Here is a 19,869-nt window from a genome sequence, read left to right as displayed (position 1 = left end):
AGGAGGCTCGCGTGCAGATCAGCCAACTGCTCCGTCACAAGGACCCTGCGGTCGCCACCATCGACGGCTCCGACAGCGTGCGGGCCGCGCTCGAACTGCTGGCGGAGAAGGGGATCGGCGCGCTCGTCGTCTCCTCCGACGGCCGCCGGGTCGACGGCATCATCTCCGAGCGGGACGTCGCCCGTGGACTGCACGAGCGCGGAGCGCAGCTCCTCGCCGACCCGGTCTCCAGCGTGATGACGACCCAGGTGCACGTCTGCCCGCCCGACGCGAGCGTGGACGGTCTCGCGCGGACGATGACCGACCACCGGGTCCGGCACGTCCCCGTCGTCGCCGACGACGTCCTGGTCGGCATCGTCTCGATCGGCGACGTCGTCAAGGCGCGGCTGGACGAGCTGGAGGAGGAGCGCCGGCAGCTGGTCGACTACATCCAGACCTGACGGCCGGCGCTCAGCCGATCAGCTGGGCCACCGAGTAGATGACCAGGCCGGCCAGGCCGCCGACGACGGTGCCGTTGACCCGGATCCACTGCAGGTCGCGCCCGACCTGGAGCTCGATCCGCTGGCTGGTCTCGTAGGTGTCCCACCGGGCGACGGTGCCGCTGACCAGTTCGGCGATGTCGCGGGAGAACCGCTCGGCCAGGTAGCCGACGGTGCCGTGCGCGTGCCGCTGCACCAGTTCGCGCACCGTCGGGTCGCTCTCCAGCAGCCGGGCGCCCTCCAGGATCAGGCCGGTCACCCGGGCGCGGAGCTCCGAGTCCGGGTCCGCGGCGGCGTCGAGGACCACGGTCTTCGCGTTGGACCACAGCGAGCCCGACCAGGCGCGCACCGCCGGGTGCTCGAGCAGTTCCTTCTTCAGCGACTCGACGCGGGCCGCCGTCTCGGGGTCGGTGCGCAGCGCCGCGACGTAGGCCCGCAGGCGGACGTCGTAGGAGCGGCGCAGCTCGTGCCGGGGATCTGCCCCGACCTCCGCGAAGAACCGCTGGATGCCGGCGAACGCGCGGTCGAAGACGCGGTCGTCCACCCAGTCGGGGACCCAGGCCGGGGAGGCGTCGCCGAGCTGGGCGCGGAAGACCAGACGGTTCTCCTCGAGGAACCGCGACAGCAGCCGCATCGCCGCCGAGAGCACCTCCTGGTGCCGGTCGCCGTCGACGACCAGTTCCAGGACCCGGGCCAGCACCGGCGCGGCCGGCGTCTCGTGCAGCTTGCGCTGGACCAGCCCGGCGACGGCGGGCTCGAGGTCCTCGTCACGGAGCAGGTCGGTCACTGCGGCGAGGACGGCGGCGGCGTCCCCCGAGAGGCGCTCGGCCCGTCCCGGGGAGGCCAGGAAGGCGCCCAGCCGGGCGGGGACGTCGATGGTGCTGAGCTTCTCCTCCACGACCGAGCGGGTCAGGAAGTTCTCCTGGACGAAGGTGCCCAGGCTCTCGCCGATCTGGTCCTTCTTGCGCGGGATGATCGCGGTGTGCGGGATCGGCAGCCCGAGCGGGTGCCGGAAGAGCGCGGTGACGGCGAACCAGTCGGCCAGCGCGCCGACCATGGAGGCCTCCGCGGTGGCGCGCACGTACCCGACCCAGGCGCCCTGCTCGGGCCCCAGGAGCACGCAGACGACGAAGACGACGGCGGCGGCCAGGAACAGCCCGGTCGCCAGCCGCTTCATGCGGGCCAGGTCGCGGGCCCGCTGGGGATCCTCGAGCGAGCCGGTCAGCGGGAGGGACGACGGTCGGGGTTCCTGCACAGCCGAAGCCTAGGTACCCCGACCGCCGTCCCGCCCCGGTGGATCAGCCGGTCGAACCGAGGGTGACCTCGACGGTGCGGTCGCTCGTGCCGCGGCGGACGGTCAGCTCGACGGTCGCCCCCGGCGCCTCGCTGCGCACCGCGGCGGTCAGCTCGGTCGAGGAGGTCACCGGGCGGTCGCCCACCGCGGTGACGACGTCGCCGACCGCGAGGCCGGCGTCCTCCGCCGCGCTGTCCGGCTCCACGCTGACGACCTCCGCGCCGTTGCCGACCTCGGTGTTCTGCCCCGCGGCGGCCGTGCTGGCACGGACGCCCAGGTAGGCACGGGTCGCCTTGCCGGTCTCCCGGATCTCGTCGCCGATGCGCTTCGCGGTGTTGCTCGGGATGGCGAAGCCGACGCCGATGTTGCCGCTCTGGGCGTCGCCGCCGGGGGCGCCCGAGGCGACCGTGGCGATGGCGGTGTTGATGCCGATCACCTCGCCGGCGCCGTTGACCAGCGCGCCGCCGGAGTTGCCCGGGTTGATCGCCGCGTCGGTCTGGATCGCGTCGATCACGGTGGCGTCGTCCTGCGAGGAGCCGGTCTGCACGGCACGGCCGGTGGCGCTGATGATGCCGTCGGTGACCGTGTTGGACAGGCCCAGCGGCGCGCCGATGGCGACCGCGACGTCGCCCACCTGGACGTCGTCGGAGTCCGCGAAGGTCGCCGGCGTGAGGCCGTCGGCGTCCGCGAGCTTGACCACGGCGATGTCGGAGGCCGGGTCGGTGCCGACCACCTCGGCGTCGTAGAGGGTGCCGTCGGAGGTGCGCACCTGCACGGTGCCCCCCTCGGCCTCGACGACGTGGTTGTTCGTGAGGACGTAGCCGTCCGCGGTGAGGACGACGCCCGAGCCGCTGCCGGCGCTGGACCGGCTGCTCACGTAGACGGTGACCACGCTGGGCGCGGCCTTCGCGGCGGCCGCGGTGGCGGTGGTCGCCGACTCGGGGTTCTGGATGACGACGTTCTGCGCCGCCGCGGGCGAGGCGCCCGAGCCGCTCCCGTCGTCGTCCAGCGTGGCGACGCCGGCACCGGCGGCGCCGCCGATGAGCGCGCCGGCGACCAGGCCCGCCAGGCCCATGCGGACGCGGCCGGACCGTCGGGCGGGCGGAGCCGCCGCGGCCGTCGCGCCGGGGTCGGTGGGGCCGGTGCCGGGCGGGAGGCCGCCGAAGCCGGCCGGGACCGGGGTGGTCGGCTGGCGCGGCGGGCCCCAGTAGGGCTGCTGCCCGTACCCGGGCTGCCCGTACGACGGCTGCCCGTAGGCGGGCTGGCCGTAGGGCTGCTGCCCGTAGGTGGGCCGCGCGTCCTGCTGTCCGTAGGGCCGGGGCGGGGGACCCGCCTGCCCGAGCGGCGGCTGGGGAGCGGTCGGCGCGCGGTCCTGGCCCTCCGGGATCCGCTCGCCGGGCCCGGGCTGCCCGCCGGTGCCCTCCGTGGGCTCGGCCGGGCCGGCACCCGACGATCCGTATTCGCTCACTGGTCGTCTCCTCCCTCCGCGCGGCCATCCGGCCGGCGCGACGGTCCTACTGTCCCGCCGCGCACTGGCGCGCGGCTGGAGGCTGCCTGTGAGCTGCCTGGACGGTTCAACGCGGCACGTCGTCCAGCAATGCCCCGCGGCCCACCAGTTCGGTGACCGCCCAGATCGCGAGCATCTGCGCCGCGAGCAGGCCGATGAGCACCAGCAGCTGTGCGGCGCCGGCCTCGAGCGGGCTGCCCCCGCCGAGGAGGACGCCGACGAAGGCGCCCGGGAGGGTCACCAGGCCGACGGTGCGGGTCTGGTCCAGCGGGGGGATCAGCGCCGAGGCCGCCGCGGACCGGATGACGAACAGGACCGCGTCCCGGGGGAGGAAGCCGAGGGCGAGCGCCGCCTCGACCTCGCCGCGCCGCTGGTCCAGCTCCTCGCGCAGCCGGCGCCCGGCCAGCGAGGTCGCCGTCATGGCGCCGCCGATCAGGATGCCGGCGATCGGGACGACCGACTCGCCCCGGAACGGCACCGTCCCGCTGGCCAGCACCAGCAGCACGACGGGTGCGGCACCGCCGGCGATCGGGAGTGCGGTGGCCAGCAGCCGGTCGCGCGCCCCGGGGGCGCGCAGCGGCAGCCCGGTCACCCGGCCCGCGGAGGTGACCGCCGCGATGACCGTCATGAGGCCGACGAACGCCGCGGAGAGGGCCAGGGACTCGACCACGGCGAGCAGCAGGGCCGAGACCACCGCCAGCTGCACCGTGGCGCGGACCGCGGCCACGAGGATCGGCCGCTGCTCACCGAGACCGGACAGCCGCCCCGCAGCGGCGGCGAGGGCGGTGAGGACGACGAGGACGAGGGCCAGGCGCAGGTCCGGATCGACGACGGAGGAGCCCACGGGCGTGGATACTGCCGGGTGACACGGAGGGCCAGGCGGCCGGCCGTCGACGTCGCCCGACCTCAGCTGGAGGACGCCCGTGCCCGGTCTCCCCGCACGCCCCGCGCTGGTTCTCGCTGCACCGTTCGGGGCCGTGCTGGCGGTCGTCGGCGGGCTCGGCCTGGACGGCTCGGCGGTCGTCGGCCTCGTGGTCGTCTCCGCTCTCGTGGCTGCCGGCCGGGCAGGAGCGGCCTGGGAGGAGTCGCGGGCGGGCGAGGTCGCCCTGGTCGCGTGGGCATGGACGGCGGCGTGCACCGCCGGTGGGCTCCTGGTCCTCTGCGGTGCCGCGCTGCTCGTCGGGACGGCCGCGACCCTGCTCGCCGCTGGGCTGCTCGCCGCAGCCGCCCTGGCGCTCCGCCGACCTGTCCCGGGCCGCGCCGCACCGGCCGGGACGCCGCTCCCGGACGAGCAGGAGAGCCCGGTCGTCCTGTCCCCGCTGCACCCCGCGGCGCCGACGTTCCGCATCGGTTCGGCCGGCAGCACCAGAACGGTCCTCCCGCCGGTCCGCTTCCTCAGCAACCGGTCGCTCGGGGAGGAGTGGCTGCGGACGACGGCGCTCCTGGACGTCTCCCCGGAGCCGCTCACCCCCGAGGGGGTCGCAGCCCGGAGGGCGTCGATCCTGGACGAGCTGGAGCGACGCGATCCGGACGGGTTCGCGCGCTGGCTGGCGGACGGGGCGGACCGGGGCAGCAACCCGGCGGCGTTCCTGCGCGAGTAGCCCGGGCGCGAACGACACCCCGGGAGCGCGTGCAGAGCGGCGGTCCCCGGGGTAGGGCGGCCCGCATGCTCGTTCGATCGGCGCTGGTCGTCGTCCTCGGGGCCGCCGCCGCGCTGGCCGTGGTGGGGGCACTCGCGCTGCGCATACCGGGCCTCGTCGCGCTGATGGTCGCCGCGGCCCTCGTGGGTGCCACCACCGCCGGGATGGTCTCCGAGGCGCCGGGCGCTCGCCGCGGGGCGGCGCTCGACGCGGGGGTCCGGGCAGCGGGGTGGACGGCGGGGGCGTTGCTCGTCCTCGCCGGGCTGTCCGCGCTCGCCGGGGCCCTGGTCGCGGTGCTCGTGGGCGCCGTGGTGGCCGGTGCGGTGGTGGGGGTCCGGCTCCGCCGGAGCGGCGCCCAGCAGGGCCGGACGCAGCGACCGGCGCCGGTCCGGCCGCTCCCGGTCCGGACGGACGGCCCGACGCTGCTGATGCCGCCGGTGGGCGGGCTGTCCACCCGCGCCCTGGGCGACGAGTGGCTGCGCAGCACCGTCCTGCTCACCGCCCGGCTGGACCCGGTCGTCCGGCGAGCGCTCGTCGGCCGCCGGGAGATGGTGCTCGACGAGCTGGAGCGGCGGGATCCGGACGGCTTCGCGCGCTGGCTGGCCGACGGTCCGGCGCCCGGCAGCGATCCCGCCGCGCACGTCCGCGACCTCCCGGCCGCGGGCACCGAAGCGGCCTGACCCGGAAAGGGGTCGAGGGAGCGGGCCGGAGCTGGCAGCCTGGTCCGCGTGACGGCCGGCCCGCTGGTCCTCCGCCGCGCCCGGTCCGCCGACGCCGCGGCGGTCGCCGACGTCTGGCTGCGCTCCTTCGACGCCGCGCTGCCCACGTTGCGCCGCGCGCATCCCGACGACGAGGTCCGACGGTGGCTCCGGGAGGTGGTCGTGCCGCGGGAGGAGACCTGGGTCGCCGAGCTCGGCGGCGCGGTCGTCGGCGTCCTCGCGCTGACGCCCGGGTGGATCGACCAGCTCTACCTGGATCCCGACGTCCGGGGACGGGGGATCGGGGACCGGTGCATCGCGCTGGCGCAGGAGCGGCAGCCCGCCGGACTGCGGCTGTGGACCTTCCAGGTCAACGCAGCGGCCCAGCGGTTCTACGAGCGGCACGGGTTCGTCGCCGTCGAGCGCACCGACGGCGCGGGCAACGAGGAACGCGAGCCCGACGTGCGCTACGCGTGGCGACCGGCCGGATGACGCCGACGGTCAGAGCGCGTCCAGCCCCCGGACGACGAGGGAGACGGCGAGCACGGACATGACGACGGCGATGACGACGTCGAGCACCCGCCAGGCCGCCGGGCGGGCGAAGACCGGCCGCAGCAGGCGGGCGCCGTAGCCGAGCGCGGTGAACCACAGGACGCTGCCCAGCCCCGCCCCGACGGCGAACTCCCACCGGTGCTCCTCGTACGTCGAGGCCATCGAGCCCAGCAGGACCACCGTGTCGAGGTAGACGTGCGGGTTCAGCCAGGTCAGGGCCAGGCAGGTGCCGACGGCGGCGGCGAGGCTCGAGCCGGCCCCGCCCGCCTCGGTGAGCAGCGCGCCGGGGCGGGTGGCGCGGCGACCGGCCACGGCGCCGTACGCCAGGAGGAAGGCGGCCCCGGCGAAGCACACGACGGGGATCAGCAGCGGCGCCCGGGATACGGCCGCGCCGGCGCCGAGGACCCCGGCGGCGATGAGGGCCACGTCGGACAGCGCGCACACCGCCACGACGGCGGCCACGTGCTCGAGCCGGAGCCCCTGTCGCAGGACGAAGGCGTTCTGCGCGCCGATGGCCACGATGAGCCCGAGGCCGAGAGCGAGCCCGGAGGCGAGGGCCACGAGGGCCGGGGTCGTGGACACGGTCTCGACGCTAGGAACAGGAGATCTGGCGGTCCAGCTAAGGATTCTTCCGCGCCGTTAGCGTTGCTTCATGGATCTGGACGTGGCCCAACTGCGGGCGCTGGACGCGACCGTGCGCGAGGGCACGCTGGAGGCGGCCGCCCGGTCGCTGCACGTGACCCCGTCGGCCATCAGCCAGCGGTTGCGTGCCCTCGAGGCGGCGACCGGCCGGATCCTGCTGGTGCGCAGCAAGCCGGTCCAGGTCACCGACTCCGGCCGCGCGGTGCTGCGGCTGGCGCGGCAGGTGCAGCTGCTCACCGCGGACGTGGCCCGCGAGCTGGGCGGCGAGGCGGTGCCGACGCAGGCGCCCGCACTGCCGATCGCCGTGAACGCCGACTCGATGACCACGTGGCTGCTGCCCGCGCTCGCACCGCTGGCCGGCGAGGCCTGCTTCGACCTGCACCGCGAGGACCAGGAGCACACCAGCGCCCTGCTGCGGGCCGGCACGGTCATGGCGGCGGTCACCACGGAGGCCGACCCGGTGCCGGGCTGCACGTCCACCCGCCTCGGCGCCATGCGCTACCGGCCCGTGGCCGCCCCCGGCTTCGTGCAGCGGTGGCTCCCGGACGGCCCGACCGCCGAGGCGCTGGCCCACGCCCCGGTCGTGGTCTTCGACCGCCGGGACGACCTCCAGCACCGCTACCTCCAGGCGCGGGCGGGGGACGGCGCCGCCCCACCGACCCATCACGTGCCCGCGTCGGCGGACTTCGTCGACGCGATCGCGCTCGGTCTGGGCTGGGGGATGGTGCCCGACCTGCAGCGGCGGCCGGGCCTGGTGGACCTCGACCGGGAGGCCGCCGTGGACGTCACGCTGTACTGGCAGCAGTGGCGGTTGCGCTCGGCGACGCTCGACCGGGTGCGGGAGGCGGTGATCGAGGCAGCCGGGCGCGAACTCGACCCGGGCGGGCACTCCCTATCCTGAGCGCGGGACCTGGTCCCGTCGTCCGCCGACGTGGCGCAATTGGTAGCGCACCCGACTTGTAATCGGGCGGTTAGGGGTTCAAGTCCCCTCGTCGGCTCCGCTCCGCCGGGCCTCGGCTCAGTCGAAGCTGCCGGCGCCGTCGCGGCGGTAGGGCGCGCGCCGCTCGATGCGCTCCCGCTCGGCGCGCTCCTCGCGCATCCGCGCGGCGGTGCCCGGCGGATAGCCGGCCTTCACCACCCGGTGCTCGATCGTCTCGGTCATGAAGGCCATCGAGAACAGCAGCCCGATCAGCAGCCCGCCGACGGCCGCCGACAGCCGGTAGGACAGGGCCACCGGCGGCAGGGCCAGGCAGAGCACGACCAGCGGGAGCATCTGCACCAGCGCCCGGGCGAAGTGCCGCCAGATCCACGTCCGCCGGGTCGTGTCGGCCAGCACCCAGGGCGAGAACCGCCGGGGGAGTCCACCGCCCAGCGCGTACCAGAGCCACCGCACCGGGTCGGGCCGATCACCGCGCACGCCCTCGAAGGTAGGCCGTCCGCACGCGTACGGTGGCGCCCCGTGGACGAGCGTCGCCTGGGGGTCGTCTCCGGGCTGGCCGCCTACTCCCTGTGGGGCCTGTTCCCCCTGTACTTCCCGCTGCTGGAGCCCGCCGGCGGCGTCGAGATCGTGGCCCACCGCGTGGTCTGGTCGCTGCTGTTCGTCGCGCTGCTGCTCACCGCGGTCCGCCGGTGGGGGCACGTCCGGGCGGCGGTGGTCGACCGGCGCACGATGCTGGTCCTCGCGGGCGCGTCCCTGCTCATCGCCGCCAACTGGCTGATCTTCGTCTACGGCGTGAACTCCGAGCACGTCGTCGAGACCTCGCTCGGGTACTTCATCAACCCGCTGGTGAGCGTCCTCCTGGGCGTCGTCGTCTTCGGCGAGCGGCTGCGGCGGCTGCAGTGGGTGGCCGTGGCCATCGCCGGGATCGCGGTCGCCGTCCTGACCGTCGACTACGGCCGCCCGCCGTGGATCGCGCTGGGCCTGGCGGCCAGCTTCGGGCTCTACGGGCTGATGAAGAAGCTGGTCCGGGTGGAGGCCGCGCCAGGCCTCTTCCTCGAGACGGCGGTGATGACGCTGCCGGCCCTCGCGCTCCTGGCCTTCCTCCACGCCGACGGCGCCGGGACGTTCGGCTCCGCCGGCACCGGTCACACCCTGCTGCTGGTGAGCTCCGGGATCGCCACCGCCGTCCCGCTGCTGCTGTTCGCCGCCGCGGCCCGGCGCATCCCGCTGTCGACGATCGGGCTCCTGCAGTACGTCACCCCGCTGATGCAGCTGTCGGTCGGGGTGTTCGTCTACGGCGAGCCGATGCCGCCGGCGCGGCTGGCCGGTTTCGCCATCGTGTGGGTGGCGCTCGCGGTGTTCACGGCGGACACCCTGCGACACGCCCGTGCAGGGACACGCCGGTCACTTCCGGAGGTCGTGCCGGCCGGTTTGTGACCTGCGCCGCCGGTCCGCGCGGTCCGGCACCGGGGCCCGGCGGGGCGCCGAGAACTGTCGGAGGCCGCGCCTACGGTTCCTCCCGAGCCCCCCGCATCCGGGTCGGCCGGAGTCAGGCAGGAGCTGGAGCGAGCATGAGCACGGACCTCTCGACGGCACCCGCAGCCGGCGGGGACGACGTCGCGGCGGAGCTGTCCGTACCGGCATCTCCGCAGGTCGCGGGGGTGGACCTCTCCCCGCGCGAGCGGGAGATGCTGGCCTTCGAGCGGCAGTGGTGGCGGGCGGCCGGCGCCAAGGAGACGGCGATCCGCGACCGCTTCGGGCTCAACCCGACCCGCTACTACCAGGTGCTCAACGCTCTGGTGGACCGGCCGGCCGCCCTGGTGGCCGACCCCCTGCTCGTCCGGCGGCTGCGGCGGGTCCGGGCGGCACGGCAACGGACGCGTCCGTCCCGGGGTCCTGGGCATTGAGAGTTACAAGCATTAGATTCCGTCACCGTGGGCAGGCACGCGGGATCAGGCAGTGACGGGACGAGCTCGTCCGTCATCGGTGGACGTCGTCGGACGGATGCTCCCGACGCGCTCTGGCGCGGGGTTCCCGACGCCGGACTGAGCGACCACCCCACCGCGCCCGGGCGGGACCGTGCCCGGCTCGACGCCGCCCCGTCGCGCCGGCCCACGGCCGCCGCGGTCGCCAACCGCGCCGGCGACGCCAACCGCGCCGGCGAGCCCGCGGCCCCGATCTCCCGCTCCCGCCTTCCCCTGCCGCCGGTCCCCGCGGCCGGACGTCCCGTGCCCGCTGCGCCCCCGATCCCCGCCGGCCCGCTCGCCGAGAGCCTGCGCGCCGCGGAGGCGGCCGCGGCCCGCCGGAAGGCGCTCCAGGCGGAGATCGCCTCCGAGTCGCCGAGCGCCGGACCGTCGAGCACCGAGCCGTCCAGCAGCGCGCCCAGCGGCATCCGCACCGACGCGCCCGCCCCGCGCCTCCCGCGGCAGACCGCCGGCGGCTCGGACTCCCGCTACGGCGACTGGACCAAGCCCTCCCGCTCCGGCGACCTGCCGTCGGAGGAGGAGATGCGGGCCGCGCTCGCCCCCTCCACCACCCTCATCCCCGAGCGTTCGGGCACCCGCAACGACGAGGACCGCTCCGACATCGGCGACTTCGGCGACGAGATCCCGGCTCCGCGGGACGAGCGTTCGTTTTCCCGCGCCCCCGTCGGTGGCCGGGCCGCCCTGCGCGCCGAGCGGCAGGCCGCCGAGGAGGCCCGCCGGAAGGCCGCGAAGGACAGCGGTGTCGCGCTGCTCGACGAGGAGCCCCGCCGCTCCCCGCGCCGCGTCGCCAAGGGCCTGGTCGCCATGGCCGTCGTCGCGCTCGGCGTCCTGGGCGTCTACCAGTTCACCTCGCCGCAGACCGACGAGGCCGGCGCCGTCCAGCCGACGGCTCCCGTGGCCGCTGCCCCGGTCGCCCCCCTGCCCCCGCTGCCCGAGCTGGCCATCGACGCCCCGGCCGAGCCGGTCGCCGCCACCCCGGTCCGGGTGCCCTACGTCGTGCTCAACGCCACCTCCACCAACGGCCTGGCCGCGAAGATCTCCGGCGCCGTCGAGGCCGGCGGCTGGGAGGCCGCGGGCGTCGGCGCCTACGAGGGCGACGACGTCCCGGCCAGCACCGTCTACTACACCGAGGGCGACGCGACGCAGCTCGAGGCCGCCAACCAGCTGGTCGCGGAGTTCCCGCAGCTGGCCGGCCCGGCGCCGCGCTTCTTCGAGCTGCCCGCCGAGATCACCACGCCCAGCCTGGTCATCGTCGCGACCGGCGACTGGACGCCCTGACCCGAGCTGCTGACGGCCGGCGGAACCCGGACCGCCCGCCGTCCGTTGGCCGCTTCGTGCGTCGCTCCCGCGGGCTCGTGCGTCCGCGCTCCGGCGCCCGGCGTGCGCTCGCCGTCCTGCTGCCCCTGCTCGTCGCCGCACCCCTGCTCGTCGCCGCTCCGGCGGCCGCGGCCGACGTCCGGACCGAGGACGCCCGCATCCCGGCCGGCTCCGGCGCGGACGCCGTCGAGCTCGACACGACGCTCTTCCTGCCCGCCGACGGCGAGCCCCCCGCACCCGCGGTCGTGCTGGCCCACGGCTTCGGCGGCAGCAAGGACTCGGTCGCCGACGAGGCACGGGCGCTCGCCGGGCGCGGCTACGTCGTCCTCACCTTCTCCGCCCGCGGGTTCGGCCGCAGCACCGGCTCGATCGGGCTGGACGACCCGCGCTACGAGGTCGCCGACCTCTCGGCGCTGATCGACGTCCTGGCCGAGCGGGACGACGTCGTCCAGGACGGCGACGGCGATCCGCGGGTCGGTGTCGCCGGGGCCTCCTACGGCGGCGCCCTGGCCCTGCTCGGCGCCGCCTACGACCAGCGGATCGACGCCATCGCCCCGCAGATCACCTGGAACTCGCTCACCTCGGCGCTGTTCCCCTCGCAGGTCGGCGAGACTCCCGGGGCGACGCCCGCGGACACCGCCCAGGCCGCCGGCGCCGGCGTCTACAAGCGGCTGTGGTCGGGGCTGTTCTTCGGGCTGGGGGCGGCGCCCTCGGGAGATCTGCTCGACCTCCTCGGCGGCGCGGCCGGGCGGGATGACCGTCCGGCGCCGGCCGACGTCGACGTGGAGGACGTCACGTCGGCGCTGACCTGCGGCCGGTTCAGCGCCGAGGTGTGCGCGGCCTACGAGGCGGCCGCCTCGGGCGCGGAGCTGACCCCCGAGATCGCCGCGGTGCTCGACCGCGCGAGCCCGGCCGGGGTGCTCGACCGGATCACCGCGCCCACGCTGCTGATCCAGGGCACCCAGGACTCGCTGTTCGGGCTCGGCCAGGCCGACGCCAACGCCCGGGGCATCGCCGCGAACGGCACCGACGTGGCCGTGGTCTGGTACGCCGGCGGTCACGATGCCCCGGCCTCGGACCAGGACACCGCCGCACTGCGCAACCGCGTCGGTGACTGGTTCGACGCCCACCTGCGCGGCCGCGACGGCGCGACCTCGAGCTTCGAGTTCCCCGCGCCCACCGGCCTGGGCACCGCAGGCACCGTCGGTCGGGTGCAGGGCGGCACCCGCACGGTCACCGCCGAGCGCTATCCGGGGCTGGACGGCGCGGACCCGGTGCGCCGGACCGGGATCGAGCTGAGCGGAACGGTGCAGCCCGTGGTGAACCCCGCGGGCGGTACGCCCGCCGCGCTCACCACGGTGCCCGGCCTGGGCGCGCTCACCGCGGCGCTGGGCGGCTCGACCCTGGAGATCCCCGGCCAGTCGGCGAGCTTCGAGAGCGCGCCGCTCCAGGACGCCGTGGAGGTGGTGGGCGCCGCGACGGTCGAGCTGGCCGTCTCCTCGGCCGGCGGGTCGGCCACCCTGTTCGCCAAGCTCTACGACGTCGGACCCGACGGGACGGCGACGCTGCCGGCCGGGCTGGTCGCCCCCCTGGCGCTGACGGGGCTGTCGGCCGACCCGGCCGCCCCCACGCGGGTGGGCGTGACGCTGCCCGCGATCGTGCACCGGTTCGAGGCGGGGCACACGATGCGGCTGGTGGTCTCCACGACCGACCAGGGGTTCGCGCTGCCCGTCGAGCCGGCGGTCCACTCGATCGCCCTCGCCGATCCAACGACCGTGCTGGACGTGCCGCAGGTCGAGGGGCGGACCGAGGCCGCGGGCGGCGCCACCCGCTGGTGGCTGCTGCTCGCCGGGCTGGTCGCCCTCGCGCTGCTGGGCTGGGGTGCCGCTCTGCTGATCGGGCGGCGCCGGGACCGGCAGCTCAGCGCCGTCCAGCCCGACGGCGAGGACGTGCCGCTGCGCTTCGAGGGCGTGACCAAGGCCTACAAGGACGGGTTCGTCGCCGTCCGGGACCTCTCCTTCGAGGTCCGCCGCGGCCAGGTGCTGGGCCTGCTGGGCCCCAACGGCGCCGGCAAGACGACGTCGCTGCGCATGCTCATGGGCCTCATCCGCCCGACCGAGGGGCGGATCAGCGTCTTCGGGCACGCCGCGCGGCCGGGTGCCCCCGTCCTGTCGCGGCTGGGGTCGTTCGTCGAGGGCACCGGCCTGCTGCCGCACCTCTCCGGCCGGGAGAACCTCCGGCTGTACTGGGCGGCGACCGGCCGCCCGGCGGAGGACGCGCACATGGAGGAGGCGATCGAGGTCGCCGGCCTGGGTGCGGCGCTCGACCGGCCGGTGCGCCGCTACAGCCAGGGCATGCGCCAGCGCGTCGCGATCGCCCAGGCCATGCTCGGCCTGCCCGACCTCCTGGTGCTCGACGAGCCGACCAACGGGCTGGACCCGCCGCAGATCCACGCCATGCGCGAGGTGCTGCGCTCCTACGCGGCCACCGGTCGCACGGTCATCGTCTCCAGCCACCTGCTGAGCGAGATCGAGCAGACCTGCAGCCACGTCGTCGTCATGGCGAAGGGGCAGAAGATCGCGCAGGGCACCGTCGAGGAGATCGTCGGTGCCGGGGGCGCGGTGCTGCTGGGCGTGGCCGAGGCCGACACCGACCGGGCGATCGCGGTCCTGGAGGGCCTGCCCGGCGTGACCGCCGGCCGGACCGATGACGGGCTGGTCGCCGAGCTCGAGGGCGTGCCCCGCGCCGAGGCGCTGCGGGCGCTGGTGGACGCGGGCATCGCCGTGGACCAGTTCACGCCGCGGCGCCGGCTCGAGGACGCCTTCCTGGCGCTGGTGGGGGAGTCATGAACCACGTGCAGGTCAACGGGGCGGTCGCCGGCTACCGCCCGTCGCGCACGCTGCGGCTGACCGTCGAGCTCCGGCGGCAGTTCGCCCGCCGCCGGACCTTCGGCGTCGTCGCGCTCATGGTGGCCCTGCCGCTGCTGCTCATCGCCGCGCTGAAGCTCGGGGCGAGCGAGGACGCCGGGGAGAACAACCGGATCAACCTGGTCGACGTCGCCACCGCCAGCGGGCTGAACTTCACCCTGTTCGTGCTCTTCGCGACCACCGGCTTCTTCCTGGTCGTCGTGTACGCGCTCTTCTTCGGCGACACCGTCGCCAGCGAGGCCCAGTGGGGCGCGCTCCGGTACACCCTCGCCACACCGGTGCCCCGGATGCGGCTGCTCCGGCAGAAGTGGCTGGCCGCGCTGGTGCTGTCGGTGGGGGCCTTGCTGACGCTGACCGCGGTCTCGGTGCTGGCCGGCTCGGTCGCCTTCGGGTTCGGCGCGATCGAGACGCCGGTCGGAGTGACGCTGGCGCAGGGGGAGGGGTTCCTGCGGCTGGCCGGGATGCTCGGCTACCTGGCCGTCCACCTGCTCGTCGTCGGGACGCTGGCCTTCTGGTTCTCCACGATCACCGACGCGCCGCTGGCCGCCGTCGGCGGGGCCGTGTTCACCATGTTCGTCTTCGCGATCCTCGAGCAGGTGGAGCAGCTGGGCTCGCTGCGCGACTGGTTCCCGACCGCCGGTGAGTTCGCCTGGACCGACCTGCTGCAGACGCCGGTCGCCGACGGCGACCTCTTCCGCGGCGTCATCCAGTCGCTGGTCTACGCGGCCGTCTTCACCGCACTCGGCTTCCGCGCGTTCGCGCGCCGCGACGTCACCAGCTAGAGGCTCGCCCGGACGGCCTGGGCCCAGCCGTGCCCCATCGGGGCGTCGGCCACGGTCGCGTTCGGGACGGTGGCGATCCGGGCCGCCATGCCGTCGACGGCCGCGCCGTTCGCGGTGATCCACAGCCGCCCGACGGCCGGCGCCATGTCCAGGTCGCTGATGCTGTCGCCGATCGCCACCGCGTCGGCGGGGTCGATGCCGCGGCGCTCGAGGTCCCAGGCGATGGCGGCGCCCTTGGAGATCCCGCGCGGCATCAGGTGGTAGACCCGCGGCGGCGCGGGATCGGGGTCCAGCGTCATCCGCGAGTTCAGCTGGATGGCGCCGTTGTCGTTGAGGGTCAGCCATCCCAGGCCCCGCTCGGCGAGCCACGCGTCGACGGCGACGGGGTCGACGCGCCCCCGCAGCAGCGCGTCGGTGTCGTGGGTGGCGTGCCAGGGCGCGTGCCACTCCAGCCGGCCGGGGTGCGCGGCGATCAGCTCCTCCACGACCCCGAGGGCGGCCATGACCTCCATCGGAGTCCGCCCGTCGTGCCCGTCCGGCAGCTCGCCGGTCAGCTGACGGCGCTCGCGTCCGCCGTTCCAGCTGACGGTCGCGCCCAGCTCGGCGATGGCGCCGTCGGCGGCGAAGATCCGCGCGGCCTCGACCACCTGCTCCAGCGTCCGGCCGCTGACCAGCACCAACGGGATCCCGGCCCGGTGCAGGTCCAGCAGCGCCGTCGCCGGTTCGGCGGTGAGGTCCCGGCCGGCCGTGTGCCAGAAGGAGCCCCGGGGTCCGACCATGGTGCCGTCGAGGTCGGTGTAGACGATCCGGGTTGCCACGCTCCTCATCCTGTCCGCCGCCACGGCGCCGGCGCGCGGTGGGTAGAGTCGGGCCCGTTCACTCATCCAGAGGGGCAGAGGGACACGGCCCGATGAAGCCCCGGCAACCGCCGACTGCGCACGTCTGCAGCGGGAGGTGCCAATTCCGTCCCGCGCGGCTCGACGGCCCGACGCGGGGAAGATGAGGAGGTAGTCGTCGCATGACTCTGACCGCTCCCGGTTCTGTCCAGGCCGATTCCACCGCCGGTGGCCCCGTGCCGCCCTGTCCGGCCCGCGGGCTGATCTGCCGCAACTGCGGCGCCACCTTCGGTCTCATCGCCGAGCACGCCTGCGCCGAGTGCTTCGGCCCGCTCGAGGTCGACTACGACCCCGAGCTGATGAAGGCCGTGACCCGCGAGCAGATCGAGGCCGGCCCGCAGAACATCTGGCGCTACGTCGCCCTGCTGCCGGTCGGCCAGGACCCGGCCTCCCGCGTCTCGCTCGACCCGGGCATGACCCCGCTGGTCCGCGCCGACCGCCTCGCCGAGGAGCTGGGCATCACCGGCGGCCTGTGGGTCAAGGACGACTCGGCGAACCCGACGCACTCCTTCAAGGACCGCGTCGTCAGCCTCGCCGCCACCGCGGCCAAGGGTCTGGGCTACACGAAGATCGCCGCGGCCTCGACTGGCAACCTGGCCAACTCCGTCGCCGCGCACGCCGCCCGCGTCGGCATCCCGTCGTTCGTGTTCGTCCCCTCGGACCTCGAGCCCGGGAAGATCGTGCAGTCCGCGGTGTACGGGCAGACGCTGGTCGCCGTCAACGGCTCCTACGACGACGTCAACCGGCTGACCAGCGAGCTCGCCGAGACCGACGAGTTCGAGGACACCGCGTTCGTCAACCAGAACGTGCGGCCGTACTACGCCGAGGGCTCCAAGACGATGGGCTACGAGCTCGCCGAGCAGCTCGGCTGGCGGATCCCGGCGCAGGTCGTCATCCCCATGGCCTCGGGCTCCCTGCTCACCAAGGTGGACAAGGCGTTCCGCGAGCTGGCCGCCGCCGGCATCGTCGAGGCGACGGAGTGGACGATCTTCGGTGCGCAGTCGGCCGGGTGCGACCCGATCGCCACGGCGTTCGACAACGGCTGGGACGTCGTCAAGCCGGTGAAGCCCACCGGCATCGCGAAGTCGCTCAACATCGGCAACCCCGCCGACGGCCCGTACGCCCTCGACGCGATCCGTCGCACCGGCGGCGCGGTGGGCCGGGTGGGCGACGACGCGATCGTCCAGGGCATCCGCGACCTGGCCCGCACCACCGGGGTCTTCGCCGAGACGGCCGGCGGCGTCACCATCGCCGTCCTCCGGCAGCTGGTGGAGAACGGCCGGCTGGACCCCGCCAAGGAGACCGTCGTCCTCAACACCGGCGAGGGGCTCAAGACCCTCGACCCGCTGGAGCCGGTCGTCGGCCCGACGCACCACGTCGAGCCCTCCCTGAAGTCCGCGCGCGCCGCCGGCCTGATCGGCTGACGCGTTCCTGGATCGGTCGCGCCGTCGACCGATCCGGTAACGATTCGTGCTGCAAGCGGGTGTAACCCAGGTCACCTTGTTGTAGGTTTCCGCCCGGTTCTCTCCTCCAGGTTCGTGTTCGCGGGCGGAAGAGCGAGACCTCGCCCCACCACCCGCGGTGGGGCGACCGCACGCACGATCGTGGGAGCACACGTGGCACAGGGTTCCGTGAAGTGGTTCAACGCCGAGAAGGGCTTCGGCTTCATCGCCGTCGACGGCGGCCAGGACGTCTTCGTCCACTACTCGGCCATCCAGATGGACGGCTACAAGTCCCTCGAGGAGGGTCAGCGCGTGGAGTTCGAGGTCGTCCAGGGGGCCAAGGGGCCGCAGGCCGACGCGGTGCGCAGCGCCTGATCTCCTCGCGGCAGAGGCCCGGTTCCCCGTGCGGGGGCCGGGCCTCCGTCATGTCCCGGGTGACCGCACGGACCCCCCCCGTTCTTGCACTCGGCAGGGGAGAGTGCCAGACTCTTTTCTGGCACTCGGGGTTCCCGAGTGCCAATCAGGTCGGAACGGTGAGGCACTGGCGCGCGGACGCAAGGGAGTCCGCGTCACCCCGGTGTCGTCCGTCGCGGGCACCCACCCGACCGTGCAGCGATCCATGCTCGGAGGACATCACCACATGGCCAAGATGATCGCGTTCAACGAAGAGGCGCGCCGCGGCCTCGAGCGAGGGATGAACACCCTCGCCGACGCCGTCAAGGTGACCCTCGGCCCCCGTGGCCGGAACGTCGTGCTCGAGAAGAAGTGGGGCGCGCCCACCATCACCAACGATGGTGTGAGCATCGCCAAGGAGATCGAGCTCGAGGACCCGTGGGAGAAGATCGGGGCCGAGCTCGTCAAGGAGGTCGCCAAGAAGACCGACGACGTCGCGGGTGACGGCACCACCACCGCCACCGTGCTGGCCCAGGCGCTCGTGCGCGAGGGTCTGCGCAACGTCGCCGCCGGCGCCAACCCGATGGCCCTGAAGAAGGGCATCGAGGCCGCCGTCGCGTCGGTCAGCGAGTACCTCCTGGCCACCGCCAAGGACGTCGAGACCAAGGAGCAGATCGCGGCCACCGCCTCGATCTCCGCCGCGGACCCGGCCATCGGCGAGCTCATCGCCGAGGCGATGGACAAGGTCGGCAAGGAAGGTGTCATCACCGTCGAGGAGAGCAACACCTTCGGGCTCGAGCTCGAGCTCACCGAGGGCATGCGCTTCGACAAGGGCTACATCTCGCCCTACTTCGTGACCGACACCGAGCGCATGGAGGCCGTCCTCGACGACCCGTACGTGCTCGTCGTCAACTCGAAGATCAGCACCGTCAAGGACCTGCTCCCGCTGCTGGAGAAGGTCATGCAGTCGGGCAAGCCGCTGGCGATCATCGCCGAGGACGTCGAGGGCGAGGCTCTCGCGACCCTGGTCGTGAACAAGATCCGCGGCACCTTCAAGTCCGTCGCCGTCAAGGCCCCGGGCTTCGGTGACCGCCGCAAGGCCATGCTGACCGACATCGCCATCCTCACCGGTGGCCAGGTCATCAGCGAGGAGGTCGGCCTCAAGCTCGACAACGCCGACCTCGAGCTGCTCGGCCGCGCCCGCAAGGTCGTCGTCACCAAGGACGAGACGACGATCGTCGAGGGCTCGGGCGACACCGACCAGATCCAGGGCCGGGTCAACCAGATCCGCGCCGAGATCGAGAAGTCGGACAGCGACTACGACCGCGAGAAGCTGCAGGAGCGCCTGGCCAAGCTGGCTGGTGGCGTCGCCGTCATCAAGGCCGGCGCCGCGACCGAGGTCGAGCTCAAGGAGCGCAAGCACCGCATCGAGGACGCCGTGCGCAACGCCAAGGCCGCCGTCGAGGAGGGCATCGTCGCCGGTGGTGGCGTCGCTCTCGCGCAGGCCACGGCCGTCGCGTTCGACAAGCTCGAGCTCGAGGGTGACGAGGCGACCGGTGCCAACATCGTGCGCGTCGCGCTCGAGGCGCCGCTGAAGCAGATCGCGATCAACGCCGGCCTCGAGGGTGGCGTCGTCGCGGAGAAGGTCCGCAACTCGGAGATCGGCTGGGGCCTCAACGCCGCCACCGGCGAGTACGTGGACCTGATCGCGGCCGGCATCATCGACCCGGCCAAGGTCACCCGCTCGGCGCTGCAGAACGCCGCCTCCATCGCGGCGCTCTTCCTCACCACCGAGGCCGTCATCGCCGACAAGCCGGAGAAGAACGCTCCGGCCGGCGGCGGCGGTGGCGACATGGGTGGCATGGGCGGCATGGACTTCTGAGTCCAGCCCTCCCGTAGTACCAGCACTGCCCGGCAGGGGCGGTCCGCTTCGGCGGGCCGCCCCTGTCGGCGTTCGCGGGGTTCACTCCTCCGGCGCGAAGACGCAGAACTCGTTGCCCTCCGGGTCGGCGAGGACGCTCCACTCGACCTCGTCGTCCTGCTCGCGCACCATCCGTGCCCCCGCGGCGATCAGCGGCCACGTCTCGCCGACGACGTCGAAGTGCATGCGGTTCTTGACCGTCTTGCGCTCGGGCACCGGGACGACCCAGATGAGCGGCCCCTCGCCGGCCGCGTCGACGATCGGGATCGGCCAGTCGTGCGGGCGGGGCTCGTCGTCCTCGGGTGTCCCGGCGTCCTCGAGGTCGTCCCGCCGCACGTAGCCCATCGCGGCGCACCACCAGTCGGCGAGGGCGTGGTGGTCGTTCGCGTCGAGGCAGAGGTCCTTGAAGCGCGCCGGTGCGTCAGCCATGGACGGAGAGGGTAGGCGGCTCCCC

General features: G+C 74.4%; 20 protein-coding genes, 1 tRNA gene and 1 riboswitch. Of the genes, 14 read left to right on the top strand and 7 right to left on the bottom strand.

What is annotated here, in order from left to right:
* Positions 1–11 precede the first annotated feature (11 nt).
* Positions 12–440, top strand: a complete 429-nt coding sequence (locus CRP29_RS03755) for a CBS domain-containing protein (protein WP_097193666.1) — start codon at positions 12–14, stop codon at positions 438–440.
* 10 nt (positions 441–450) lie between these two features.
* Here the strand turns inward: CRP29_RS03755 and CRP29_RS03750 are convergent, their stop codons facing one another.
* The 3 genes from CRP29_RS03750 to CRP29_RS22965 all read right to left on the bottom strand — a co-directional run bounded on the left by CRP29_RS03750 (position 451) and on the right by CRP29_RS22965 (position 4,124).
* On the bottom strand, positions 451–1,734 hold the full coding sequence (locus CRP29_RS03750) for a DUF445 domain-containing protein (protein WP_097193665.1): 1,284 nt from the start codon (positions 1,732–1,734) through the stop codon (positions 451–453).
* Positions 1,735–1,777: 43 nt separating this feature from the next.
* Entirely contained in the window at positions 1,778–3,241 is a 1,464-nt protein-coding gene (locus CRP29_RS03745; protein ID WP_245852385.1) for a trypsin-like peptidase domain-containing protein, read from the bottom strand.
* Positions 3,242–3,347: 106 nt separating this feature from the next.
* Positions 3,348–4,124, bottom strand: coding sequence for an ABC transporter permease (locus tag CRP29_RS22965; protein ID WP_217991438.1), 777 nt, complete (start codon positions 4,122–4,124; stop codon positions 3,348–3,350).
* Positions 4,125–4,203: 79 nt separating this feature from the next.
* On the opposite strand from CRP29_RS22965, the gene CRP29_RS22960 reads away from it, so the two are divergent.
* The 3 genes from CRP29_RS22960 to CRP29_RS03730 all read left to right on the top strand — a co-directional run bounded on the left by CRP29_RS22960 (position 4,204) and on the right by CRP29_RS03730 (position 6,110).
* The gene (locus CRP29_RS22960) at positions 4,204–4,881 is read left to right on the top strand and encodes a hypothetical protein (protein ID WP_217991437.1); all 678 of its coding nucleotides are present in this window, start codon (positions 4,204–4,206) and stop codon (positions 4,879–4,881) included.
* Between the two features lie 65 nt (positions 4,882–4,946).
* Positions 4,947–5,600, top strand: coding sequence for a hypothetical protein (locus CRP29_RS03735; RefSeq protein WP_097193664.1), 654 nt, complete (start codon positions 4,947–4,949; stop codon positions 5,598–5,600).
* A gap of 48 nt (positions 5,601–5,648) precedes the next feature.
* Positions 5,649–6,110, top strand: coding sequence for a GNAT family N-acetyltransferase (locus CRP29_RS03730; RefSeq protein WP_097193663.1), 462 nt, complete (start codon positions 5,649–5,651; stop codon positions 6,108–6,110).
* 9 nt (positions 6,111–6,119) lie between these two features.
* Here the strand turns inward: CRP29_RS03730 and CRP29_RS03725 are convergent, their stop codons facing one another.
* Positions 6,120–6,752, bottom strand: coding sequence for a LysE/ArgO family amino acid transporter (locus CRP29_RS03725; protein WP_097193662.1), 633 nt, complete (start codon positions 6,750–6,752; stop codon positions 6,120–6,122).
* A gap of 70 nt (positions 6,753–6,822) precedes the next feature.
* Here CRP29_RS03725 and CRP29_RS03720 point away from each other — a divergent pair, with 70 nt between their 5' ends.
* Both CRP29_RS03720 and CRP29_RS03715 read left to right on the top strand, forming a co-directional pair.
* Positions 6,823–7,713 carry a LysR family transcriptional regulator ArgP gene (locus tag CRP29_RS03720; protein ID WP_097193661.1) on the top strand — a complete coding sequence of 297 codons (891 nt, stop codon included), beginning with the start codon at positions 6,823–6,825 and terminating at the stop codon, positions 7,711–7,713.
* 24 nt (positions 7,714–7,737) lie between these two features.
* A tRNA-Thr gene (locus CRP29_RS03715) sits at positions 7,738–7,810 on the top strand.
* 20 nt (positions 7,811–7,830) lie between these two features.
* Here the strand turns inward: CRP29_RS03715 and CRP29_RS03710 are convergent.
* A complete protein-coding gene (locus CRP29_RS03710; RefSeq protein WP_097194086.1) occupies positions 7,831–8,229 on the bottom strand; it encodes a DUF5313 family protein in 399 nt (132 codons plus the stop codon).
* 42 nt (positions 8,230–8,271) lie between these two features.
* Here CRP29_RS03710 and rarD point away from each other — a divergent pair, with 42 nt between their 5' ends.
* From rarD to CRP29_RS03685, 5 genes are all read left to right on the top strand, one after another.
* Positions 8,272–9,189, top strand: a complete 918-nt coding sequence (gene rarD, locus CRP29_RS03705; protein WP_176522810.1) for an EamA family transporter RarD — start codon at positions 8,272–8,274, stop codon at positions 9,187–9,189.
* Between the two features lie 134 nt (positions 9,190–9,323).
* Positions 9,324–9,659 (top strand): DUF3263 domain-containing protein, encoded by a 336-nt coding sequence (locus tag CRP29_RS03700; RefSeq protein WP_097193659.1) that lies wholly within the window; start codon positions 9,324–9,326, stop codon positions 9,657–9,659.
* A gap of 27 nt (positions 9,660–9,686) precedes the next feature.
* A complete protein-coding gene (locus CRP29_RS03695; RefSeq protein WP_097193658.1) occupies positions 9,687–11,015 on the top strand; it encodes a LytR C-terminal domain-containing protein in 1,329 nt (442 codons plus the stop codon).
* Positions 11,016–11,092: 77 nt separating this feature from the next.
* Positions 11,093–13,903 carry an alpha/beta fold hydrolase gene (locus tag CRP29_RS03690; RefSeq protein WP_245852383.1) on the top strand — a complete coding sequence of 937 codons (2,811 nt, stop codon included), beginning with the start codon at positions 11,093–11,095 and terminating at the stop codon, positions 13,901–13,903.
* Entirely contained in the window at positions 13,900–14,763 is an 864-nt protein-coding gene (locus tag CRP29_RS03685; RefSeq protein WP_097193656.1) for an ABC transporter permease, read from the top strand. Before CRP29_RS03690 ends, CRP29_RS03685 begins: the two co-directional genes overlap by 4 nt.
* Here CRP29_RS03685 and CRP29_RS03680 read toward each other — a convergent pair.
* Entirely contained in the window at positions 14,760–15,590 is an 831-nt protein-coding gene (locus tag CRP29_RS03680) for an HAD family hydrolase (RefSeq protein ID WP_245852381.1), read from the bottom strand. The two genes, CRP29_RS03685 and CRP29_RS03680, sit on opposite strands and share 4 nt — an antisense overlap.
* 50 nt (positions 15,591–15,640) lie before the next feature.
* Positions 15,641–15,769: riboswitch (SAM riboswitch) on the top strand.
* A gap of 12 nt (positions 15,770–15,781) precedes the next feature.
* On the opposite strand from CRP29_RS03680, the gene thrC reads away from it, so the two are divergent.
* The 3 genes from thrC to groL all read left to right on the top strand — a co-directional run bounded on the left by thrC (position 15,782) and on the right by groL (position 19,376).
* Positions 15,782–17,083, top strand: a complete 1,302-nt coding sequence (gene thrC, locus CRP29_RS03675; protein WP_217991436.1) for a threonine synthase — start codon at positions 15,782–15,784, stop codon at positions 17,081–17,083.
* A 192-nt stretch (positions 17,084–17,275) separates the two neighbouring features.
* A complete protein-coding gene (locus CRP29_RS03670) occupies positions 17,276–17,476 on the top strand; it encodes a cold-shock protein (protein ID WP_091987308.1) in 201 nt (66 codons plus the stop codon).
* 265 nt (positions 17,477–17,741) lie between these two features.
* A complete protein-coding gene (gene groL / locus CRP29_RS03665; RefSeq protein WP_097193654.1) occupies positions 17,742–19,376 on the top strand; it encodes a chaperonin GroEL in 1,635 nt (544 codons plus the stop codon).
* 81 nt (positions 19,377–19,457) lie between these two features.
* Here the strand turns inward: groL and CRP29_RS03660 are convergent, their stop codons facing one another.
* Positions 19,458–19,844 (bottom strand): VOC family protein, encoded by a 387-nt coding sequence (locus CRP29_RS03660; protein WP_097193653.1) that lies wholly within the window; start codon positions 19,842–19,844, stop codon positions 19,458–19,460.
* Positions 19,845–19,869 lie beyond the last annotated feature (25 nt).

The organism is Blastococcus aggregatus (assembly GCF_900221005.1).
Lineage (GTDB): Bacteria > Actinomycetota > Actinomycetes > Mycobacteriales > Geodermatophilaceae > Blastococcus > Blastococcus aggregatus.
The sequence above is the reverse complement of the archived record's forward strand: the minus strand, read 5'-3'. Positions and strand labels throughout refer to the sequence as shown.